The sequence below is a fragment of the Rhizobiales bacterium NRL2 genome (assembly GCA_001664005.1).
Classification (GTDB): domain Bacteria; phylum Pseudomonadota; class Alphaproteobacteria; order Minwuiales; family Minwuiaceae; genus Minwuia.
The window spans coordinates 1,405,620-1,426,317 of record CP016093.1 but is presented as its reverse complement, the minus strand read 5'-3'; the positions used below and the strand labels follow the sequence as shown (position 1 = coordinate 1,426,317).

At 67.7% G+C, this 20,698-nt stretch carries 20 protein-coding genes; 10 read left to right on the top strand and 10 right to left on the bottom strand.

The features are described from left to right. Position 1 precedes the first annotated feature (1 nt). From TEF_06555 to TEF_06540, 4 genes are read right to left on the bottom strand one after another with little or no spacing between them, the layout of a single operon-like run. On the bottom strand, positions 2-1,108 hold the full coding sequence (locus tag TEF_06555; GenBank protein ID ANK80498.1) for a hypothetical protein: 1,107 nt from the start codon (positions 1,106-1,108) through the stop codon (positions 2-4). A gap of 10 nt (positions 1,109-1,118) precedes the next feature. After that, the gene (locus tag TEF_06550; GenBank protein ID ANK80497.1) at positions 1,119-1,601 is read right to left on the bottom strand and encodes a hypothetical protein; all 483 of its coding nucleotides are present in this window, start codon (positions 1,599-1,601) and stop codon (positions 1,119-1,121) included. Next, positions 1,598-4,375: a hypothetical protein gene (locus TEF_06545; GenBank protein ANK80496.1), complete on the bottom strand. Its 2,778-nt coding sequence runs from the start codon at positions 4,373-4,375 to the stop codon at positions 1,598-1,600. The genes TEF_06550 and TEF_06545 overlap by 4 nt, the downstream gene beginning before the upstream one ends. Before the next feature lie 52 nt (positions 4,376-4,427). Continuing rightward, positions 4,428-4,808, bottom strand: coding sequence for a two-component system response regulator (locus TEF_06540; GenBank protein ANK80495.1), 381 nt, complete (start codon positions 4,806-4,808; stop codon positions 4,428-4,430). A 246-nt stretch (positions 4,809-5,054) separates the two neighbouring features. On the opposite strand from TEF_06540, the gene TEF_06535 reads away from it, so the two are divergent. After that, a complete protein-coding gene (locus TEF_06535) occupies positions 5,055-5,966 on the top strand; it encodes a hypothetical protein (protein ID ANK80494.1) in 912 nt (303 codons plus the stop codon). A 114-nt stretch (positions 5,967-6,080) separates the two neighbouring features. Here TEF_06535 and TEF_06530 read toward each other — a convergent pair whose 3' ends face one another. After that, complete coding sequence (locus TEF_06530) at positions 6,081-7,427, bottom strand: hypothetical protein (protein ID ANK83314.1); 1,347 nt, start codon at positions 7,425-7,427, stop codon at positions 6,081-6,083. 136 nt (positions 7,428-7,563) lie between these two features. Between TEF_06530 and TEF_06525 the strand changes: the two genes are divergently transcribed. Together TEF_06525 and TEF_06520 are read left to right on the top strand one after the other, a co-directional pair. Continuing rightward, positions 7,564-8,868: a hypothetical protein gene (locus TEF_06525; GenBank protein ANK80493.1), complete on the top strand. Its 1,305-nt coding sequence runs from the start codon at positions 7,564-7,566 to the stop codon at positions 8,866-8,868. 24 nt (positions 8,869-8,892) lie between these two features. Beyond that, a complete protein-coding gene (locus TEF_06520; GenBank protein ANK80492.1) occupies positions 8,893-9,963 on the top strand; it encodes a hypothetical protein in 1,071 nt (356 codons plus the stop codon). 25 nt (positions 9,964-9,988) lie between these two features. On the opposite strand, the gene TEF_06515 is transcribed toward TEF_06520, so the two are convergent. Then, positions 9,989-10,519 carry a hypothetical protein gene (locus TEF_06515; protein ID ANK80491.1) on the bottom strand — a complete coding sequence of 177 codons (531 nt, stop codon included), beginning with the start codon at positions 10,517-10,519 and terminating at the stop codon, positions 9,989-9,991. A 101-nt stretch (positions 10,520-10,620) separates the two neighbouring features. Here TEF_06515 and TEF_06510 point away from each other — a divergent pair, with 101 nt between their 5' ends. Genes TEF_06510 through TEF_06495 form a run of 4 tightly spaced genes read left to right on the top strand, consistent with a single transcriptional unit; the run spans position 10,621 to position 14,336 of the window. Continuing rightward, on the top strand, positions 10,621-11,811 hold the full coding sequence (locus tag TEF_06510) for an aminotransferase class V (protein ID ANK80490.1): 1,191 nt from the start codon (positions 10,621-10,623) through the stop codon (positions 11,809-11,811). A gap of 4 nt (positions 11,812-11,815) precedes the next feature. Then, on the top strand, positions 11,816-12,412 hold the full coding sequence (locus tag TEF_06505; protein ID ANK80489.1) for a hypothetical protein: 597 nt from the start codon (positions 11,816-11,818) through the stop codon (positions 12,410-12,412). Beyond that, positions 12,409-14,001, top strand: a complete 1,593-nt coding sequence (locus tag TEF_06500) for a hypothetical protein (protein ANK80488.1) — start codon at positions 12,409-12,411, stop codon at positions 13,999-14,001. Before TEF_06505 ends, TEF_06500 begins: the two co-directional genes overlap by 4 nt. Then, complete coding sequence (locus tag TEF_06495; protein ID ANK80487.1) at positions 13,998-14,336, top strand: tRNA-binding protein; 339 nt, start codon at positions 13,998-14,000, stop codon at positions 14,334-14,336. Before TEF_06500 ends, TEF_06495 begins: the two co-directional genes overlap by 4 nt. A gap of 141 nt (positions 14,337-14,477) precedes the next feature. Here the strand turns inward: TEF_06495 and TEF_06490 are convergent, their stop codons facing one another. Genes TEF_06490 through TEF_06480 form a run of 3 tightly spaced genes read right to left on the bottom strand, consistent with a single transcriptional unit; the run spans position 14,478 to position 16,786 of the window. Further along, complete coding sequence (locus TEF_06490) at positions 14,478-14,666, bottom strand: hypothetical protein (GenBank protein ID ANK80486.1); 189 nt, start codon at positions 14,664-14,666, stop codon at positions 14,478-14,480. A gap of 15 nt (positions 14,667-14,681) precedes the next feature. Beyond that, on the bottom strand, positions 14,682-15,668 hold the full coding sequence (locus TEF_06485) for an HflC protein (GenBank protein ID ANK80485.1): 987 nt from the start codon (positions 15,666-15,668) through the stop codon (positions 14,682-14,684). Further along, the gene (locus TEF_06480) at positions 15,665-16,786 is read right to left on the bottom strand and encodes an HflK protein (protein ID ANK80484.1); all 1,122 of its coding nucleotides are present in this window, start codon (positions 16,784-16,786) and stop codon (positions 15,665-15,667) included. Before TEF_06480 ends, TEF_06485 begins: the two co-directional genes overlap by 4 nt. Positions 16,787-16,949: 163 nt before the next feature. Here TEF_06480 and TEF_06475 point away from each other — a divergent pair, with 163 nt between their 5' ends. Continuing rightward, positions 16,950-18,077, top strand: a complete 1,128-nt coding sequence (locus TEF_06475; protein ANK80483.1) for a hypothetical protein — start codon at positions 16,950-16,952, stop codon at positions 18,075-18,077. Here the strand turns inward: TEF_06475 and TEF_06470 are convergent. Further along, entirely contained in the window at positions 18,067-19,059 is a 993-nt protein-coding gene (locus tag TEF_06470) for a hypothetical protein (GenBank protein ANK80482.1), read from the bottom strand. The genes TEF_06475 and TEF_06470 overlap by 11 nt on opposite strands. 156 nt (positions 19,060-19,215) lie before the next feature. Here TEF_06470 and TEF_06465 point away from each other — a divergent pair, with 156 nt between their 5' ends. Together TEF_06465 and TEF_06460 are read left to right on the top strand one after the other, a co-directional pair. Beyond that, positions 19,216-20,151: a hypothetical protein gene (locus tag TEF_06465; protein ID ANK80481.1), complete on the top strand. Its 936-nt coding sequence runs from the start codon at positions 19,216-19,218 to the stop codon at positions 20,149-20,151. Positions 20,152-20,218: 67 nt separating this feature from the next. Beyond that, positions 20,219-20,686, top strand: coding sequence for a carbon monoxide dehydrogenase (locus TEF_06460; GenBank protein ID ANK80480.1), 468 nt, complete (start codon positions 20,219-20,221; stop codon positions 20,684-20,686). Positions 20,687-20,698 lie beyond the last annotated feature (12 nt).

Genomic DNA, 20,698 nt, shown 5'->3' with positions numbered 1-20,698 from the left:
CTCATGCGACGCAACTCTTTCTGACCAGTTCGGCCAAAGCTTCGACAGGCAGAACGGTCGTGGCGACGCCCGCCTTGACCACGGCGCCGGGCATGCCCCACACCACGCTGCTTTCCTCGTCCTGAACGGCGATGCTGGCGCCGCCGGCGGACAGCGCCGCCGCGCCCTTCGCCCCGTCCGTGCCCATGCCGGTCAGCACCAGGGCAAGCACCCGGGGGCCATAGGCCTCGGCCAGCGAACGGAACATCGGATCCACCGAGGGACGGCAGAAATGCTCGGGCGGATCGCTCGAGAGCTGGATATGATGGGTCGCCCCCTTGCGGCGCACCAGCATGTGCCGGTCGCCGGGCGCGACATAGACCCGTCCCGGCAGCAGTTGTTCGCCGTCCTCGCCCTCGCGGCATTCGAGCCCTGTCTGGCGGGTCAGGTTGGCCGCCAGGATGGAGGTGAACTTCGCCGGCATGTGCTGGCAGAGGACCACCGGCACGTTGATCCGGGGCCCGACCGCCTTCAGCAGCCGCGCCAGGGCGTCCGGCCCCCCCGTCGAAGCGCCGATCGCCAGGATGGCGGGCCGCTCGCCGCGGGGTTCCGGCACACGGACAGGCGGTTTCGCCGCCACCGGCGCAGATGACGGCAACCTGGCGGCGGCATCCCTCGTCCGCCGCGATCCGTGGCGCTCGCCCAGCGCACGCACGCGCTCGACGATCTGGTGGCGGAAGGCGTCCTTGTCTCCCGGGCCGGGCTTGGAGACGAAATCCACGGCGCCCAGGTCGAGCGCCCGGAAGGTCTTGCGCGCGGCGGCTTCGGACTGACCGGACACCACGACGATGCGGATGTCCGGACGCATCGCCAGGATGCGCGGCACCGCCTCGTAGCCGGAAAGAACCGGCATCTCCAGATCCAGCGTCACGACGTCGGCCGGAAATACCGCCAGCTTCTTCAGGGCCTGCTCGCCATCCGCGGCGGTCGCCACGGTGCCGAGGCGCTCCTCCTCAACCCACTTCGCGATCATCGCGCGGGCGAAGACGGAATCGTCGACCACCAGAACATGGAGATCGCCGGCGCCATCCGACCGGGGTGGCGCCAATTCGGTTGTCACCCCGGCCATGTCGGGGCCCTCAGGCTTCGGACAGTACGGGAAGGTCGCTGCCGATCGACAGAACCTTTCCGATGTCGAGAATGACCATCAGCGCATCGGGCAGCTTGGCGACGCAGGTCGACAGTTCGGCGAGTTGCGGCTTCAGCGTCGGCGGATTGGGTTCGAACACCACCCTGTCGACCGGCACCACTTCGCCAACGCGGTCGAACAGCAGGCTGTACCATTCGCCATTGTGGACCGCGACGATGCTGATCTTGTCCCTGGATTCGGACGGCGGCATGCCGAAGCGGCGGCGCATGTCGATGGCGGTCACGACCCGTCCCCGCAGGTTCAGGACCCCCGCGACCTCCGGCGGCGCGAGCGGCACGCGTGTCAGGGCCTGAGACCGGATGATGTCGTTGACCGACAGGATCGGCAGTCCGAACATCTGGCTGCCCAGAAAGCTGGTCACGATGCTCCGGCTTTCGGACAGGCCGACGCGCACGTCCTTCGACTTCTTCATGCGGCGATCTCCTGCTTCTTCATCGCCTCGTCGATCGCGGCGATGAGGTTGTTCTTGTCCAGCTTGGCGATGTAGGCGTGGAAGCCGGCCTGGCGGCCCCGCTGACGGTCGGCCTCCGTGCTGTGGCTGCTCAGTGCGATCACCGGGGTGCCCGAGGACTGCGGATGGCGCTTCAGCTCCTGCAGCAGCTTGTAGCCGTCCATGCCGGGCATCTCGATATCGCTGACGATGACGTCATAGCGCGCGCCGTTGTCCAGCAGCTCCAGCACCTGATCGGGATGCTCCGCAACGGTCAGGTGATAGCCGTGGCTGCGCAGCAGCGGACCGACGATGTTGCGGAAGAACGCCGAATCGTCGACCAGCAGCAGTTCCCAGGCATAGGCCGGCTCCTCGCCCTCATAGGGCTTCTGGTTCTCGCCGAAGCGATCCGGATAGGCCTTGCGCAGGTAGTGGGAGACATCGAGGACTTCCATCGCGCGGCCGCCGACGATCGCGGTGCCGAGGCAGCCCTCGCCCATGGCGTCGAGGTCGACGCTGATCTCCGCCGCGCCGATGTCGACGATGCGGTCCACCGCCAGGCCCAGATGGGACTGGTGATCGGAGAACACGATCACCTGCTGGCGTTCGCGGATATTCGGCAGCTGGCAGTCCATCCCGACGATCGGCATCAGCGCATTGCGGTACTGCACGACCTTGCGGCGATCGATGGTCTCGATGCGCTCGGCATCGAACTCCTCCAGCCGGTCCACCAGCGACAGCGGCACCGCCTTCGGCGTCTGGTCCTGCATCTCGAAGATCAGCAGGTCGATCTTGCGCTGCGCCGCCGCCAGGGCGGCGGCGTCGTCCCGGTCGTCCTGCTCCACCTGCTTCGCGCTCATCGTGGTGGCCAGGCCGTTCGGATCCAGGATCATGATGACCGAGCCGTCTCCCAGGATGGTGTTGCCGGAGAACATGCGGATGTCGCGCAGGATGGGCGCCACGGGCTTGACCACGATCTCCTCGGTGTCGAAGACCTTGTCGACGATGATGCCGAACTGCTGCGAGCCGATCTGGGCGACGACGACGAACAGCTCCTTGCGTTCCAGCACGTCGTGCAGGCCCTTGTCGTTGAGTTTCAGCACCTCGCCCAGATAGAGCAGCGGCAGCAGCCGCTCGCGCAGCCGGAGCAGGCAGGCGCCGTCGATCTCCTCGATCTGCTGCTCGGCGGTGCCGTTGACCCGCACCAGTTCCTGCACCGAAATCTGCGGGATGGCGAAACGCTCGCCCGCGCTCTCGACGATCAGGGCCGAGACGATGGCCAGCGTCAGCGGGATCTTGATGATCAGGCCCGTTCCCTGACCCGGCGCCGAATGCAGATCGATGGAGCCGCCGATCTTCTCGATGTTGGTGCGCACCACGTCCATGCCGACGCCACGGCCGGAGACGGCCGAAACGGTCTCGGCGGTCGAGAAGCCTGGCGCGAAGATGAACTGGTGGAGGCGCTGGCTGTTCATGCCCTCGGCCTCGCTGGCGCTGACCAGGCCGCGCTCCACGATGCGTCGGCGGATGGCCTCGGCGTTGAGGCCGGCCCCGTCGTCGCGCAGTTCGATGACGATGTGACCGCCCTCGTGGCGCGCGGAGAGATAGATGTTGCCGGTCTCGGCCTTGCCGGCGGCCTTGCGGGCCTCGCGGCTTTCGATGCCGTGGTCGGCGGAATTGCGGACCATGTGGGTCAGCGGGTCCTTGATCATGTCGAGGACCTGGCGGTCGAGTTCGGTTTCCGCGCCCTCCATGTGCAGCTCGATCTTCTTGCCGAGCTCCAGGCCAAGGTCGCGGACGATGCGCGGAAGCTTGTTCCACGCATTGCCGATCGGCTGCATCCGGGTCTTCATGACCCCTTCCTGCAATTCGCTGGTAACCTGGCTGAGGCGCTGCAGCGGCAGGTGGAAGACGCTGTCGGACTGGCCACGGACGAGCTGCAGCAACTGGTTGCGGGTCAGCACCAGTTCGCTCACCAGGTTCATCAGCTGCTCCAGCAGGTCCACGCTGACGCGCAGCCCCTGCGTGGCGGCGCGGGGGGCGGAACTGTTGCGGGCCGAGGCCTCCTCGGCTTCCTCCTCATCCTCGGCGACCGACGCGGCAGGCGCTGCGGCGGCGGGCGCGGCAAGCTCGGGGGCTGCGGGGGCAACGGGCGTGGCAGGCTGGGGGGCAGCTTCGGCCACCGGCGCTTCGTCTTCCGCGTCGTCATCATCGCCGCCGGCGCCCTGGAGTATCTCCGCCAGGGTGGCGAACAGCGGGTTGTCGCCGGGCTCGCTCTCGGCGGCGTCATTTTCGGCGGTCTCGACCAGCGCGATCGGCTCCTCGGCTTCGGCGGCCGCTGCGTCCGCGAAATCATCCTCGTTGCTGATGGTCGCCTGCGGCGCGTCGACGAAGGCTTCCAGCTTCGCGATCAGGGCCGAGACGTCCACGTCCGGCTCCTCGCCGGTGGCCTGGATCTCGTCCAGCAGGCGCTGGATCTGGTCCATCGCCTCCAGCACGGCGGAAATCACGTCCGGCGTCGGCTCCAGCGACTTCTCTCGCACCAGGCCAAGCACGTTCTCGGCGGCATGGGCGACGGTTCCCAGGCGGTGCAGGTTGATGAAGCTGCAGGTGCCCTTGATGGTATGCACGACGCGGAAAAGCTGGTCGATGGTGCCGGGCTGGTTCGGCTCCTGCTCCAGGTGGACGAGGTCCTGCTCGATCTCCGAGAGCTGTTCCAGCGTCTCTTCGATGAACTCGCTGATCAGTTCATCCATTTGTTGTCTCCGGATTACGCCTGGGGGGTGTCTTTGTCGCCGCCGCGCGGGTTCAGGCCGCCGCGAAGGACGCCGCGATCTTCTTGCGCAGGACCTCCGCCGTGAACGGCTTGATGATGTAGTTGGTCACGCCGGCCTCGCGCGCGGCCTGGACGTTCTCGATCTTCGATTCCGCGGTGACCATGATGAAGGGCAGCTTCTTCAGCCGGCGGTCCGAACGGACCTCCTTCAGAAACTCCAGCCCCGTCATGGGCTGCATGTTCCAGTCGGAAATGATCAGATGGAAGTCCTTGCTGCGCAGCTTGCGAAGCGCCGATTCGCCGTCCTCGGCGTCGTCGATGTCGCGGAAGCCGATTTCCTCGAGCTGATTACGCACGATGCGGCGCATCGTAAGAAAGTCGTCCACCACGAGGACTGAGGGGACGAAGTCCATACCAGCCATCAATACTCCTCCAGTTCTAGCCGCTCGACCGGCGCTCGGGTTCGAGCCTGAGTGTTAATCATATGTCTTAACAAAGCGTGTGGCCGGGACCGGACCCGCGCCTCGCGACAGGTTGACGGCGATGATGAACAGAGGGAGTTCAGAAAGAATTAAGGCAACCAGCGCTATACAGCACGTCCAACGAGAGACGGTCGGCCTGGGCCGGTCGTCGGCGACCGTCACGGAGCGAACGCGGGAATGGAACTAACCAAGTTCGATTTCAAGAACAGGGTCTTCAGCGTCCCCGGCGTCTACATCTTCGGGGAAGGCGTCGACCGCAAGCCGATGCTGAGCGTCGAGCTCGGCGATCTGCGCGCGGCGTTGGAGATGGACAGCCTGAGACGCGAGTTCGGGATCGAGCCGGACTCCCATGATTACGAACTGCTGCAGCTCGCCGAGAGCGCCCTCAGCCACGTCAAGTACATCGTCCCCGGCGACCAGATCCCGACCGAGATTCTGGACGGGACGGCCTCCTGGCCCATCGAGGAACAGCACTACGAAACCGCCAGGAACCGCCTCAGCATCCGCCTTGCCGCCTGGGCGGCCCAGCGCGATTTCAGGGTTCTCGACCCGCTGGAGATACAGGAGCTGCTGCAGACGCCGGAAGTCCAGAAACACGTCCAGCAGGGCTTCCAGAAGGCGGCCGAGGAGCTGGGCCTGAAAACCCGCGACGAGGTCGTCCAGATGGTCGAGCAGATCGGCCGCGAAATGGCCTATATCGAGGCCCTGCGCAGCTACTACGACTGGATCCTGCGCATTCCCGGCCATATCCGCACCATGCAGGCGCTGTTGAAGGAGGACCGCCAGAGCCTGGAAAGCGCGATCCGCGTCAACCAGCTCGCCGCCGGACCGATCAAGCAGTACCGCGACATGTTCCAGAACGTGGACGCCCAGTTCCAGGACATGGCGTCGGTTCTGCGCAACGTGCCCAACGTCATCGACTTCGTCCGCAATGTGCGCGACGACCTGCACCGCGACACGCTGATCTGGGCCGAGATCGAACCGATCTGGAAGGAGATGGATTTCGAGGACCGCCGCTCCATGCGCAGCGGCCTCTCCAAGCTCTACCCGTTCATCGCCCAGAACTTCATGCGCTACGGCGGCTGGTAGAAGCCGCGGCGGCACCCCCCCGGAACAGAGACGGGCCGGCCGGAGAAGACTCCGGCCGGCCCGTTTTCGTTGACCCGCAGCAGGCGCGGCCGAAGACGCGCCCGCATTCCGGCTTCAGGCGGCGGACCGCACCTTGCGCAGGAAGCCGCCCACGGACTGACGCAGGTGCTCGGCCCGCTCCGCGAGCTCCGTGGCGGCGACGCCGACCTCGTCGGCCGACTGGCCGGTCTGGTGGGAGGCCGTCGAGACTTCCGCGATGCGCGCGGTCACGTCCTGGGTACCGACCGCGGCCTGTTGGACGTTCTGGGAGATGTCGCGGGTCGCGGCGTTCTGTTCCTCGACCGCGGCCGCGATGGTGTTGGCGATGGTGTTCACCTGATCGATCGTCGCCTGGATCTCGGCGATAGCGCGCACCGAATCGGCCGTCGCCTCCTGGATGCCCTTCACCTGCTGGGAGATTTCGTCGGTGGCCTTCGCCGTCTGGCTGGCGAGGCTCTTGACCTCCGACGAGACCACGGCGAAGCCCTTGCCGGCCTCGCCGGCCCGCGCCGCCTCGATGGTCGCGTTCAGCGCCAGCAGGTTGGTCTGGCTGGCGATCTCGTTGATCAGCCCGACCACGGAGCCGATCTTCTCCGCCGCCTCCGACAGGCCTTTCACGCGGCCGCTGACCTGGTTGACCTGTTCCACCGCACCCAGGGTCACCTGGGTCGATTCGCTGACCTGGCGGGTGACTTCGGAGAGGGAGGCTGCAAGCTCCTCGGCGGCGGTCGCGACATTGCGGACGTTCGATGTCGCCTGTTCGGACGCGGAGGCAACCAGCGTGCTGTTGTCGATCGACTGCGTGACGCCGCCGCGCAGGGTCTCGGACGTAACCCGCATGTTGCCAGCCGCCTCCGCCAGCGATTCGACCAGGCCGACCACGTCCTTCTCGAAGGCGTCTGCGTGACGGGCGGTCGTCTGCGCCGCGGCGGCGCGGACTTCGTCCCAGTAGACCGTGACGGCCAGGTCCATGTCGAGGAACAGCGCCCTGGTCACCGCATCGACCATCTCGGCGGCGTTGCGGCGGTTGCTGAAACGGCTGGCGCGGCCCAGCAGGATCTGGCTGAGACGGGAAAGGATGAAGCCGTAGCCGGAGAGATACCAGCGCGGCTCCAGGCCGATACGCTGGTGTGCCACGCCGATGCGGCGCACGCGCTCGAAGTACTCGGCATCGAAGTCGCCCGACAGCAGGTGCCGCCAGTGGGCGTACTGCGCCTTCCGCAGGCGCTCGACGCCGGCGTCGCCACCGATCATCTGCGCCAGGTGCGGCTGGCTCATCAGGTGGGCGTAGAAATCGCCCAGCAGCCCATCGAGCTGCGGCTCGATCACCGGCCAGGCGGCGCGCATCGTCTCGCGGACCTCGTCCGTGATGCCCATGAAGCGGAGGCGCTCGTCGGCCTCGATACGATCCTTGTCGGACATGATGTTTTCCACTGGAATGAGGGACAGGATGTTCCCGATCCTTATGGGTTCAGGAACCATAAAGGAGCGTTAACGAAACCAGCGCGGAGCGTGACGGATGTTTCGCGCCGTGCAGATTTGATCTAGATCAAGCGCCATGCGCCCCGCCCTCGCACACGCCCTCCATCCCGTCTTCGGCGCGCTGCTCGTCGCCGCCATCATGGCCGCGTCCATCCTCCTGGTCGGCGAGGCCGGACGGCTGAGCCATTGGGAAACGCAACGAGCCGAGCTGGACGACATCCGCTACGGCGCCCTGGACGCCGACGAATGGGTCGCACGGCTGACCACCGTCGCGGCGCGCGAGATCGACGAATTCGAGGTCACGCCGGAAAACCGCCCGCATATCAAGGCGCTGCTGACACGGCTGGTGGACAGGCTGATCGTCGAGGTGCCGCGCATCATGACCTCGCTGGAGGATGGCGGCGACAACCTGGTGGAACGCCTGTTCGGCTCCACGGCGAACCGTACGGTCGAGTTGCTGGTCGAGGCCTCGGGGCTGCGGGGAAAGGCGCCCGAGATCGCCGACGCCCTGATCGACGAACTGCAGCAGCCGGAGACGAAGAAGGAACTCGTCTACATGCTGCACGGGGCGCTGGAGAGCGTCGCCCGCGACACTTTCGCAGAAGTCGACCGCAGCCCGCTCCGCCGCATCGAGGCGGCCTATGGCTGCGCCTCGCCTGCTGCCTGCCGCGACGCGCTGGGCGTCCGGATCGAGAACGCGGACCGGCGAGCGACGCTTCTGCTGGCGGCGATGGTGGCGGCGTCGCTGATGCTGGTGCTGCTGGCGTTCGTGCGCTTCCGGTCGCAGCCGCGGTTCACCGCCGCGCTGCTCTGCATCGCCGCCGCGGCGCTGCTCTATGCCGGCGTCGGCGCCCCCATGATCCAGATCGACGCGCGGCTGGCCGAGATGCGCTTCCACCTGATGGGCGCCGCCGTGAATTTCGAGAACCAGGTCATCTATTTCCAGTCGAAAAGCATCCTGGAAGTGGTCGAGGTGCTGGCGCGCACCGGGCAGCCTGACATGCTGCTGGTGGGCGGTCTGATCGCGCTGTTCTCCATCGGCTTCCCGCTGGCGAAGATCATCGCCACCGCGCTGCTCGCCTTCCGTCCGGGGTCGCGGGCGCCCAGTCCCTTGTTGCGCTTCTTCGCCTGGCACGCCAGCAAATGGGCCATGGCCGATGTCTTCGTCGTCGCCATGTTCATGGCCTATATCGGCATGCGCGGCCTGGTCGGCGATCAGCTCGGAAAGCTTGCGGCAGCGGAACGGCCGCTGGAAGTCCTGACCACGAACGGCACCTCGCTGGAGCCGGGGTTCTGGGCCTTTCTCATCTTCGCCCTGTACGGCATCCTGATGGCCGCACTGGTGCAGCGCTGGCGGGAGGGGCCGGCGGCGGACCGGTAGAATCGGCAGACCGGGGAGGACGCCGTGACCGACGAGAAGACAGGAGTCGACCGCCTGGAGGTCGGCATCACCATCAGTTTCCAGCGCCACGAGGCCCTGGGCGAGACCTGGGACAGGGTCTATGGCGAGGCCCTGGCGCTGGCGGCCGAGGCCGACCGGCTGGGCATGCGCGCCATCTGGGTCAGCGAACATCACGGCGAGGAGGACGGCTACTGCCCCTCCCCCATCGTTGCCGGCGCGGCGCTCTCGCGGGCGGCGCCGAACTGCCGCATCGGTCAGGGCATTGCCATCGCACCGCTCTATGGCCACCCGCTGCGGCTGGCGGAAGACCTTGCGGTGCTGGACAACATTTCCGGCGGCCGGCTGGAGATCGGGCTGGGCCAGGGCTACCGGCCCGCCGAGTTCGACGCCTATGGCTTCGACTACCGCCGCCGCACCCGCGCCTTCGAGGAAACGCTGGAGGTGCTGCACCGCGCCTGGACGGGCGAGCGCTTCGACTATGACGGCGACGTCTATCGGGTGAAGGACGGCGCGCTCAGGCCCGCGCCGGTCAATCCCGGCCGGCCGCCGCTCTGGATCGGTGCGGCGGCGCCGAAGGCGCGCGACCGGGTCATCCGCAACCGCGCCGGCCTGATCGTCGCCCCGCTGATCGAGTTGCGCCATGCAGCGCGCCAGTTCGCGGATTTCGACGAACAGACCCGCGCCGCGGGTGTCGGCCCGCTGCCGCACGCACTGATGCGGGAGATCATGATCGGCGACAGCTTCGAGGAAGCGGTCGAGGCCCATCGCGACAGCCTGGACCTGGTCTACCGCCAGCAATACGCGCCGGAGCGGACGGGCCTCTCGGTCAAGGATCCCGAGACCGGCGAACGCCGCAAGCTGACCTCCGACGATCCCTATTACCTGTCGCAGGCGTTCATGGAAGAACGCTGGTTCGTCGGGCCGCCGGAGACAGTGGCGGCCCGAATCCGCGAATGGGCGCCGAAACTCGGCCTCCGGCATCTGATCTGGCAACCCAAGCCCCCCGGCCTGCCTCTCGACAGGGCGATGCGCAATCTGGAGCGCATGGGCAGGGAAGTACTGCCGCTGCTGTGATCGGCCAGGTCTGTCACCCCGGCGATCAGCCCTCGCCGCGCTCGTCGGTGCCGACGATGTTGGCGCCGGGGTTGATCTGCCGGAACCAGAACAGGTCGTCGCGGCGCGGCCGCGCCTCCAGCGCCACCTGCGTCGCCATTTCTTCGGCAATCTGCCTGCGGCGATAGATCGGCGCGAAACGATCCTGCAGTCCTTCCAGGAACTCGTAGTCGCAGACGCAATAGCTGGCGATATTGGGCACCTCCGGCGGGGCCGCGACGCCCGGCGCGGGCTCATCCCGGGGTTCGAGGGCGAACAGCGGGCCGGCCGCAGGCCTGTTGCACTCCGGCGAGCTGCGGTCGATGCGGAAGGGCTCGTCAAGCAGCACCGACAGTTCGCGCACGCTCCAGCGGTTGGCCAGACGGCAGGACACCACGGGCGCTTCGCCCTCGCTCTTGTGGATCAGCACATAGTCCTGGGTGGACTGTCCGCCGATCGCCGCGCCGGCGCCGGTGGACAGGGTGAGCGTCGCCAGCAGAATGCCGAGCGGACGCAGGATCGATCGGGACATGGTCATCTTCTCGTTCTCCCTCGCTCTGTGGGCGGGTTGCCTGACAGATGGTATGCGCCGCCAATTCCGTCTAGCCTTGCCGCCGCTGGTCGCAGGGGGGTCACCGGATGCTCACGGAAACGGAGATCGCGCGGCTCAGGGCGGAGACGCCCGGGGCGGACAAGGTTCTTCACTTCAACAATGCCGGTGCGGGACTGATGCCTCGCGCGGTGCTGGAAGCGGTCAAGGCGCATCTGGACCTGGAGGCGGAAGCCGGCGGCTACGAGGCCTCTGCGCTGCGGGAAGCGGAACTCGCCCGGCCGTATGACGCGATCGCCGCCTACCTGAATTGCGGCCGCGACGAGATCGCGTTGGTGGAAAACGCGACCGTGGCATGGAACCAGGCCTTCTTCGCCGTGCTTGACAGCATGTCGCCCGGCGACCGGATCCTCACTGCCGAAGCCGAATACGCATCCAACTACCTCTCCTTCCTGAAGGCGGCCGCGGACCGGGGCGTCAGCGTCGACGTGGTGCCGAGCGACGGCGACGGCGCGCTGGATGTCGCCCGGTTGGAGGCGATGATCGACGACCGCGTCAGGCTGATCGCCGTCACCCATGTCCCGACCAACGGCGGGCTGGTCAATCCGGCCGAGGAAATCGGCCGCGTCGCCCGCACCGCCGGCGTGACCTACCTGCTGGATGCCTGCCAGTCCGCCGGCCAGATGGCGCTGGACGTCGAACGGATCGGCTGCGACTTCCTCTCCGCCACCGGCCGGAAGTATCTGCGGGGGCCACGGGGAACGGGGTTTCTCTACGCCAGCCGCCGCGCCATGGAACGCTATGCCCCGCCCGTGATCGACCTCAGGGCGGCGGCCTGGACCGCGCCCGACCGTTACCGCTGGCGCGACGACGCCGGCCGCTTCGAGAACTGGGAGAATTACCAGGCCGGCAAGATCGGCCTCGGGGTCGCGGTCGACCTGATGCTGGAAACGGGGATCGAACGTATCGAGGCGCGCGTGACGGAACTGGCGCGCGTCCTCCGGGAGCGGCTCGACGGGATCGCCGGCGTGACGGTCCGCGACCTCGGCCGCCGGCGCTGCGGCATCGTCACGTTCACCCATGACTCGATGCCCGCCGGCGAAGTCAGATCCACGCTCGGAGCACAGGGAATCAATCTTTCCGTCAGCGACGCAGGCTCGACCCTGATCGACATGACGAAAAGGAATCTGCCGGACCTCGTCCGCGCCTCGGTTCACTATTACAATACGCTCGAAGAAGTGGACCGCTTCGTCGAGGCGGTCGCTCGGCTGGGGAGGTAGACCGATGGACGCAATGGCACGTTCGGACGCGCGAAAGCAGGCGGTGCAAGAGGCGGTCATGCGCATCCGCGCCATCGAGACGGCGCAGGGGGTGACGCGGCGCTCGCTGGAGGACATCAAGGCGGTGCTGGTCGATCTGGCCGCGAAGCGGGAGCTTTTTCCGCTCGAGGACTTCCCGCCGCCGGCGCCCGGATCGAAGCGCAACAACGCGCTCTATCGCCTGCACGAGGACGACGACAACCGCTTCGCCCTCTATGCCCAGATGTCGACCGGCGGCACCGACTCGCCGGCGCACGATCACACCACCTGGGCGGTGATCGTCGGAATCGAGGGCGAGGAACTGAACCGGCTCTACGACCACGCCGAAGGCGGCGTTCAGGAGCGCGGGCAGGTGTTGGTGAAACAGGGTCAGGGCGTCGCGCTGATGCCCGAAGACCTGCACTCCATCCACATTCACGGCGAGACGCCGGTGCTCAATTTCCACATGTACGGCCTGGGCCTGGAACAGCTCCACGGCCGCCGCTACTACCGGCCCGAAACCCACGACTGGAAGCATTTCCCGGCCTCGGACGCCATCCAGGACCTGCCGGAGCCGGCATGAGGGAGATCGACGCCAGGGAACTCCGCCGCCTGCTGACCTCGGGCGGCGAGATCGCGCTGATCGACGCGCGCGAGGAAGGCGCCTTCTCGAAGGAGCACATCTTCCTGGGCAGTTGTGTGCCGCTCAGCCGGCTGGAGTTCCTGGCGCCCGCGCTGATACCGCGAAGGACGGCGCCGGTGGTTGTCGCCGACGGCGGACCGCGGGACGAGGGACTGGCCGCCCGCGCCGCCGCACGGCTGGGCGAGATGGGCTATGCGGACGTCGCGGTGCTCACCGGGGGCGTCGCCGGGTGGCGCGCCGAGGGTTTCGAGGTCTTTTCCGGCGTCAACGTGCCCTCCAAGGCCTTCGGAGAGTTCGTCGAGCATCACTACGACACACCGCGCATCACCGCCGCCGAACTGGCCGAACTGAAGCGAAGGGGCGAGGATCTGGTGATCCTGGACAGCCGGCCGATGCCGGAGTTCCACCGCATGTCGATCCCGGGCGGCGTCGACTGCCCCGGGGCCGAACTGGCCTACCGCGTCGCCACGATGGCGCCCGAACCTTCGACCACGGTCGTGGTCAATTGCGCCGGCCGCACGCGCTCCATCATCGGCTCGCAGTCGTTGATCAACGCCGGCATCCCCAACCGCGTGCTGGCGCTGAAGGATGGCACCATGGGCTGGGAACTGGCCGGCTTCGAATGCGCACGCGGCGAGACGGTTCATGCGCCCGCCCCCGAAGGTGAGGCGCTGGAACAGGCGAAGGCGCGCGCGCAAGCCGTGGTCGCGCGCTTCGGCGTCCGGCGAGCCGATGCTCGCACGGTACGCGGCTGGCTCGGCGAGACCGACCGCACGACGTTCCTGCTGGACGTGCGCACCGCCGAGGAATTCGAAGCCGGCCACTGGCCGGGCGCGCGTCATGCGCCCGGCGGCCAGCTCGTCCAGGCGACAGACGAACATGTCGGCGTGCTGGGCGCGCGGATCGTTCTCTGCGATTCGGCCGACGGCGTGCGCGCAACGATGACGGCGAGCTGGCTGATCCAGATGGGGCGTGACGACGTCCACGTGCTGACCGAGGCGCCGGAAACGCCGGAGACGGGCTCCGCCAGGACCGAACCGGCGCTGTTCCGCCCCTGGGCGACGCTCACGGCCGACGAGATGCAGGCGGTGCAGGACTCGGGCGAGCCGGTGGCCGTGATCGACCTCGCCGACAGCCTCGCATTCCGACGCGGCCACGTGCCCGGCGCGCTCTGGGGCGTCCGTTCCCGGATCGGGAAGTGCGTGGCCTCCCTGCCCGTGGGCATGGTGATGCTGACTTCCCCCGACGGCCGGCTTGCGCACTACGCCGCGGCCGAGCTGGCGCAGGCGCGCCCCGACCTCGTCGTGCGCGTCCTGGCCGGCGGCACCGATGCCTGGATTGCGAGCGGGCGGGAGCTGGAAAAGGGGCTGGACGGCAAGACCACGACCCAGGTGGACGACGTCTGGTGGAAACCCTATGACCACCAGGGCGGCGTCCGGCAGGCCATGGAGGACTACCTCACATGGGAAGTCGGACTGGTGGCCCAGGTGGAGCGGGACGGGCTGGTCGAGTTCAGGAGGTTCGATTGAGCGGAGATCTGACCTACGAGGAGTTCCGGCGCGTCGAGATCCGCGTCGGCACGATCACGAACGTTCAGCCTTTCCCGGAGGCGCGCAATCCCGCCTGGAAGCTGTGGATCGACTTCGGGCCGGAAATCGGCACGCGCAAGACCTCGGCGCAGGTAACGAACTACGAACCCGACGAACTGCTGGGCCGCCAGGTCGCGGCGGTCGTCAACTTCCCCAAGAAGCAGATCGGCAAGTTCATGTCCGAATGCCTCACCCTCGGCTTTCCCGGCGAGAACGGCGAGGTGATCCTGATCGGCCCGGAGCGGAAGATCCCGAACGGCGGCCGGCTTTACTAGATCGTTCCAATGTCTGACGGAACCGCACAGGCTTGTTGCCCCTGGACCCCGGATCGACGTCCGGGGCAGGCCTGATCCAAGGGCCCAGTCTCAACCAAGGGACTGGGTCCAGGGGTCAAGCCCCAGGACACCACGCCACGCTCAGGACGCCCGCAGCAGCCAGACCAGCCCGACGCCCACGATGCAGGCGACAAGGCCGGTCAGGCGGATTCGCTCCGCCGGCTGGTCCAGCAGGACCGCCAGGGCGCGGCGCATGCCATCGGGGAACAACGCATAGGCTGCGCCCTCGATGGCCACCATCAACGCCAGCGCCACCAGCAGATCATGCATCGGCGGCGACCGGGATCAGTCTGCGGCGGGCGCCTGCGCGGGCTCCTGCTGCGCCGGCTGCTGCTGTTGCGGCTGCGCGCCCCTCGGGCCCGCAATCCCGCCACCCGGAGTGACCGCCGGCGGCGGCGCATCCGGATCGACGACCGAAATGTCCTCGAAATAGCGGAAGAATTCCGACGTCGGGCTCAGCACCATGGTGGTGTCGTCACCCTTCAGGGATTGGCGATAAGCCTGCAGCGAGCGGTAGAAGGCGTAGAAATCCGGGTACTGCTCGGCGGTGGAGTTGAAGATCGCCGCCCTGGTTCCGTCGCCCTCACCACGCAGGATTTCCGACTGCTTGCGCGCCTCGGCCAGCAGGACGGTCTTGTCGCGGTCCGCCTTCGCACGGATGCGCTGCGCTTCCTCGTCGCCCAGCGCGCGTTCCTCCCGAGCCTCGCGTTCGCGTTCGGTGCGCATCCGGTTGAAGATCGCTTCCTTGTTCTGTTCGGGCAGATCGGCGCGCTTGATCCGCACGTCGACGATCTCGACACCGTTCTGGGACATCTGGTCGTTCACGCGCCGGCTCAGCCGTGACATCAATACGCTCCGCTCGCCGCTGAGCAGCGAGGTGAACGGCTGATCGCCCAGGATATCGCGCAGGGTCGAGCGGACGATGGTGTCAAGCCGGTCCTCCAAGGCCAGCATGTTGGTATAGGCCTTGATGAACTCCAGCGGGTCGGTGATCCGATAGCGCGTGAAGACGTCGACGACCATGCGCTTCTGGTCCTGGGTGATGATTTCTTCCGGGTCCGCATCGAGCGAGAGAATCCGCTTCTCGACGAAGACCACGTCCTGGACGAAGGGCACCTTGAAGTCGATGCCCGGGTCATTGACGATACGCACCGGATTGCCGAACTGCAGCACGATCGCGCGCTGCGTCTGATGGACGGTGAAGATCGAGCTCCAAGCGACGATGCCGACGATGAGCACGATCACGCCGAGTATGATGCCGGCAGTTTTCATTGCGCGTTGCCCCCGCTCCTGTTCTTGCCGGTCAGTTCGTTGAGCGGCAGATAGGGCACCACGCCCGAGCCGCCTTTCTGATTGATGATCACCTTGTCCATGCCGCTCATGACCTCCTCCATCGTTTCCAGATAGAGCCGGCGGCTGGTGATGGCGGTGTTCTGCGCATATTCCCTGGCGATGGCCAGGAAGCGGCTCGCCTCGCCTTCAGCGAACGCGATGGTCTGCTGCTTGTAGGCCTCGGCCTCCTCCAGCATCTTCGCGGCCTCGCCTCGGGCGACCGGAACGATCGAGTTGGCGTAGGCGTCGGCCTCGTTCTTCTTGCGCTCCCGGTCGGCCTTGGCGCGCTGGACGTCGCGGAAGGCGTCGATCACGTTGCCCGGCGGGTCCACCTTCTGCAGCTTCGCCTCGAGGATGTTGATGCCGGCGTTGTAGTCGTCCAGCGTGCGCTGGACGAGTTCCTGCACCGTCTGCTCGATACGGCTCTTGTCGGTGGTCAGCACCGCCTGGATCGGCGTACGGCCGACGATCTCCCGCATCGCGCTTTCCGCCACGGCCTTAAGCGTGGCCTGCGGATTCTCGATCTCGAACAGGAACTTGCCCGCGTCGGCGATGCGCCATTGCACCGCGAACTCCACGTCGACGATGTTCTCGTCGCCGGTGAGCATCAGGCTCTCGTCCTTGATCTCGCTCTTGCGGTCGGGGCCGAGCCTGCGGAAGCCGATGTCGGTCTGCTGGACCTTGGTGACCTCGGGCAGCAGCACGGTCTCGATCGGGGCCGGCAGCTTGAAATTCAGGCCCGGCTGGGTGGTGCGCACATATTCGCCGAAGCGGAGCACGATGCCCTGCTGCGACGGCGAGACCCGGTAGCTCATCTGCCAGACGGCGAACAGGGCGATCAGGATCACAGCCACGATGAGGATGACGCTGCGATTGCCGCCGCCGCCCGGCATCAGGTTACGGAAGCGATCCTGCCCGCGCCGGATCAGATCCTCGAAGTCCGGCCCCTGCGGTCCGCCCGGACCGCCACCGCCAGAGGGACCCTGTCCCCAGGGGCCGCGTCCGCCGCCGCCCCCGTTACCGCCTTGCCATCCGCCGCCTTGACTGTTCCAGGGCATGAAGTGTCCTTCGATCCTACGAGAAATGCGCACGCCGGGCGCCCGCTGCCTTTCGACCGTCCCGACTGCGCATTATATGACGATGGCCCTCCCGGATCAAACACAGCCGGGCGGACGTGCTGAAGAGCAATCATATCGGGGGCGGACGTGGAGTATTCATCAAATGGCTGAGATCGAGGAAAAGGACGTCCTGGCTGCGCTTGCGCAGGTGGTGGACCCGGACCTGGGCCGCGACGTGGTGTCGGCCGGCATGGTCTCCGGCCTGGTGATCAAGGGCAGCAATGTGGGCTTCGCGGTCGAGGTCGATCCGAAGCAGGGCGCGGCCAAGGAGCCGCTCCGCCGGGCCTGCGAGGATGCCGTGCAGGCCCTGCCGGGCGTGACATCGGTGACAGCCGTGCTGACCGCCCACCGGGAATCCCCCGGCGGACAGGCGCAGCAGCGGCCCGCGGGCCCGCCCGGCGGCCAGGCCCGCGCGAATCAGCGCGCCGACATTCCCGGCGTGAAGTCGATCGTCGCGGTGGCCTCGGCCAAGGGCGGCGTGGGCAAGTCGACGACGGCGATCAACCTGGCCGTGGCGCTGGCGCAGACCGGCCGCAAGGTCGGCCTGCTGGACGCCGACATCTACGGCCCGTCGGTGCCGCGCCTGATGGGGCTGGAGGGCAAACCGAACTCGCCCGACGGCAAGTCCATCGATCCGATGCGCGCGCACGGTATCGAATGCATGTCCATCGGCTTCCTGATCGAAGGCGACACGCCGATGATCTGGCGCGGGCCGATGGTGATGAGCGCGCTGGAACAGCTGATGCGCGAGGTCAACTGGAGCGAGCTCGACGTGCTGGTGGTCGACATGCCGCCGGGCACCGGCGACGCGCAGCTCACCATGGCCCAGCGCGTGCCGCTCACCGGCGCAGTGATCGTCTCGACGCCGCAGGACATCGCGCTGATCGACGCCCGCAAGGGACTGGCCATGTTCCGCAAGGTGGACGTGCCGGTCTTCGGCATCGTCGAGAACATGAGCTACTTCCTGTGTCCGAGCTGCGGCGAGCGATCGGAGATCTTCGGCCATGGCGGCGCGCGCGCGACGGCTCAGGAGCTGGGGACCGATTTCCTTGGCGAGATCCCGCTGCACATGACCATCCGGGAGACCTCCGACGCCGGCAATCCCATCGTCGCATCGGCTCCGGACAGCGAGTACGCGAAGGCCTACATCGCCGTGGCGGAGAAGGTGGCCGCGAAGATCGACGCGGCCCTGGGAAAGACCTCCAGCGGGCCCCGGATCGTCATTCGCTAGCCGATTCCCGCCGGCCCGGGCGGGCGAGCAGGCGGGCGATCACCCTGTCCAGCGGCGCGCCATGATTGACGACCGCGTCGACGGCTTCGGCTATGGGCATGTCGACGCCGTGGCGCGCCGCCCGGGCCAGCAGCGGACCGACGGTCAACGCGCCCTCGACCAGCTGGCCGTCCGGCGTCTCGCCGCGCGCCAGGGCGTGGCCGAAGGAGAAGTTGCGGGACTGGCTGTCGGTGCAGCTCAGCACCAGATCGCCGAGGCCGGACAGGCCGGCGAGCGTGTCGGTGCGCGCGCCCATCGCCTCGCCCAGGCGCGTCATCTCGGCGAGGCCGCGGGCGATCACCCCGGCGCGGGCGTTCGAGCCCAGCCCCGCGCCGATGACGGCGCCGGCGGCGATCGCCAGCACGTTCTTCACCGCCCCCCCCAGGGCCGCGCCCGTGACGTCGTCGCTGGCGTAGAGCCTGAGATTGACGCCGTGAAAGACCGCGGCCAGTTCCTCCGCCAGCGCGATGTCGCGGCAGGCGAGCGTCGCCGCCGCCGGCAGGCCGCGCGCCAGTTCGCCGGCGAAGGTGGGCCCGGAGAGAACCGCGACCGGCCGGCGGGGATCGAGGTCCGAAACCACCTCCGGCATCGTCATCGCGCTCTCGCGTTCGATCCCCTTGGCGGCGATGACCGCGGGCGCATCCGGCCGCAGCACCCCGGCGAGCGCCGCCAGCACCGGGCGCAGCGTCTGCGCGGGAACAGCCAGCACCACAGCTGCGGCGGGCGCGAGCGCCGACCTGTCGGCGACGCATTCGACCCGGCGATCCAGACGCATCCCCTCGAGACGGGGATGGCGGCGGCTTTCCGCCATGGCGGCCATCCGCGCGGGATCGCGGCCCCAGAGCACGACCGGATGACCCGCCTGGGCGGCGCACTGCGCCAGCGCCGCGCCCCAGGCGCCCGCGCCAACGACGCCTATCAGCCTTTCGTCACGATTTTCCATCGACTGCGTTTCCCCCTGATTTCTGCGGCATAGGGACGCAAAACCCACCTGTCAATTTGGGTCGTGGCGCGCCAGGCGCTAGCTTGGACGAGGATCAAGAAGTGGCGGCCGGCTGCTACTGCCCGGCGCGCCAACATCCGCGGGAGTGCCTTTCAGATGAAGATTACCGGCAGTTACGACATCAACGCGGACCGCGAGACGGTCTGGAAGGCGCTGAACGATCCCGAGGTGCTCAAGGACTGCATTCCGGGCTGCGAGAGCCTGGAAATGACCGGCGAGAACGAACTCACCGCCGCAGTGACCGCGAAGGTCGGTCCGGTGAAGGCCAAGTTCAACGGTTCGGTCGAGCTGAAGGATCTCAATCCCCCTTCCTCCTATCGCATCGAGGGCAGCGGCAAGGGCGGCGCGGCGGGCTTCGCCAAGGGCGGCGCCGATGTCAGCCTGGAGGAGAAGGACGACGGCGGCACCTTGCTGACCTACGAGGCGGACGCTCAGGTCGGGGGCAAGCTGGCGCAGGTCGGCGGACGGCTGATCGACGGCACGGCCAGGAAGATGGCCGACCAGTTCTTCGCCAGGTTCCGCGACCATGTGGAGAGCAGCAGCGCCGAGGCCGCGCGCGCCACCCCGCAGGAACCCGCGGCGCCGGGCAGCACGGTCGAGGAATCCTCGGCCGGGGAGACGAAGACCGCGGCCGCCGAGACGGCAATGCCGCCGCACGACAAGGATGCGCCGCCCTCGACCGAGGGCGCGGGCGTGCCCGCCGGCGAGTCGCCGGTCAGTTCCGAAGCGGACGGCGGCGTGCGGATCGACGAGGCTGAAGGCACCCAGGATCCGTCCATCGCCGAGAAGCGCGCCGCGCCGTCGGCCGACGCGGAGGCGAAGACCGTGGACGAGAGCGTCGAAGAAAAGGAAGAGGCGCGCGGCAACGCCGCCGCGGCGGCGAGCGTCGCACCCGAGGCGGCCCACGCGATCCCGCCCAAGCCCGCGCCCGCAGGCGACGAGAGGGCCGGCGCCGCCGGCGCCCTGCCGGTCTGGGTCTGGTTCATCGGCGCGGTCGCACTGATTCTGGTGCTCATTGCGCTCGTCTCTTGAGTTAACGCCATACCCGGCGCAGGATGCGCCCAATTGCCAATGTTCCAGACAGGGAGGACGGGGGGACATGCCAAGCGTCTCGATGACGGTGAACGGGAAGGCCGTGAGCGGCGACGTCGAAGGCCGCACCTTGCTGGTCGAATATCTGCGGGAAAAGCTGCGCCTGACCGGCACCCATGTGGGCTGCGACACCAGCCAGTGCGGGGCCTGCGTCGTGCACGTCGACGGCGAGTCGGTGAAGGCCTGCACCATGCTGGCGGTCCAGGCCGACGGCGCCGAGGTCAAGACGATCGAGGGTCTGGCCCAGGGCGACAAGCTGCACCCGATGCAGGAGGCCTTCCGCGAGAACCACGGTCTGCAGTGCGGCTTCTGCACGCCCGGCATGATCATGTCGGCGGTGGATCTGGCCAGGACCAATCCGGACCCCAGCGAAAAGGAGATCCGGGACTGGCTGGAAGGCAACATCTGCCGCTGCACCGGCTACCACAACATCGTGAAGTCGATCAAAGCCGGCGCCGAGGCGATGCGCGGCTGACGGAGTTCCCAT

What these genes read in the sequence shown, in the direction of transcription:
- TEF_06515 (ANK80491.1), bottom strand. Translation starts at nt 10,519, where the DNA reads ATGACCATGTCCCGATCGATCCTGCGTCCGCTCGGCATTCTGCTGGCG.
- TEF_06500 (ANK80488.1), top strand. Translation starts at nt 12,409, where the DNA reads ATGAGGGAGATCGACGCCAGGGAACTCCGCCGCCTGCTGACCTCGGGC.
- TEF_06490 (ANK80486.1), bottom strand. Translation starts at nt 14,666, where the DNA reads ATGCATGATCTGCTGGTGGCGCTGGCGTTGATGGTGGCCATCGAGGGC.
- TEF_06480 (ANK80484.1), bottom strand. Translation starts at nt 16,786, where the DNA reads ATGCCCTGGAACAGTCAAGGCGGCGGATGGCAAGGCGGTAACGGGGGC.
- TEF_06510 (ANK80490.1), top strand. Translation starts at nt 10,621, where the DNA reads ATGCTCACGGAAACGGAGATCGCGCGGCTCAGGGCGGAGACGCCCGGG.
- TEF_06535 (ANK80494.1), top strand. Translation starts at nt 5,055, where the DNA reads ATGGAACTAACCAAGTTCGATTTCAAGAACAGGGTCTTCAGCGTCCCC.
- TEF_06460 (ANK80480.1), top strand. Translation starts at nt 20,219, where the DNA reads ATGCCAAGCGTCTCGATGACGGTGAACGGGAAGGCCGTGAGCGGCGAC.
- TEF_06530 (ANK83314.1), bottom strand. Translation starts at nt 7,427, where the DNA reads ATGTCCGACAAGGATCGTATCGAGGCCGACGAGCGCCTCCGCTTCATG.
- TEF_06545 (ANK80496.1), bottom strand. Translation starts at nt 4,375, where the DNA reads ATGGATGAACTGATCAGCGAGTTCATCGAAGAGACGCTGGAACAGCTC.
- TEF_06475 (ANK80483.1), top strand. Translation starts at nt 16,950, where the DNA reads ATGGCTGAGATCGAGGAAAAGGACGTCCTGGCTGCGCTTGCGCAGGTG.
- TEF_06470 (ANK80482.1), bottom strand. Translation starts at nt 19,059, where the DNA reads ATGGAAAATCGTGACGAAAGGCTGATAGGCGTCGTTGGCGCGGGCGCC.
- TEF_06525 (ANK80493.1), top strand. Translation starts at nt 7,564, where the DNA reads ATGCGCCCCGCCCTCGCACACGCCCTCCATCCCGTCTTCGGCGCGCTG.
- TEF_06485 (ANK80485.1), bottom strand. Translation starts at nt 15,668, where the DNA reads ATGAAAACTGCCGGCATCATACTCGGCGTGATCGTGCTCATCGTCGGC.
- TEF_06505 (ANK80489.1), top strand. Translation starts at nt 11,816, where the DNA reads ATGGACGCAATGGCACGTTCGGACGCGCGAAAGCAGGCGGTGCAAGAG.
- TEF_06555 (ANK80498.1), bottom strand. Translation starts at nt 1,108, where the DNA reads ATGGCCGGGGTGACAACCGAATTGGCGCCACCCCGGTCGGATGGCGCC.
- TEF_06465 (ANK80481.1), top strand. Translation starts at nt 19,216, where the DNA reads ATGAAGATTACCGGCAGTTACGACATCAACGCGGACCGCGAGACGGTC.
- TEF_06550 (ANK80497.1), bottom strand. Translation starts at nt 1,601, where the DNA reads ATGAAGAAGTCGAAGGACGTGCGCGTCGGCCTGTCCGAAAGCCGGAGC.
- TEF_06540 (ANK80495.1), bottom strand. Translation starts at nt 4,808, where the DNA reads ATGGACTTCGTCCCCTCAGTCCTCGTGGTGGACGACTTTCTTACGATG.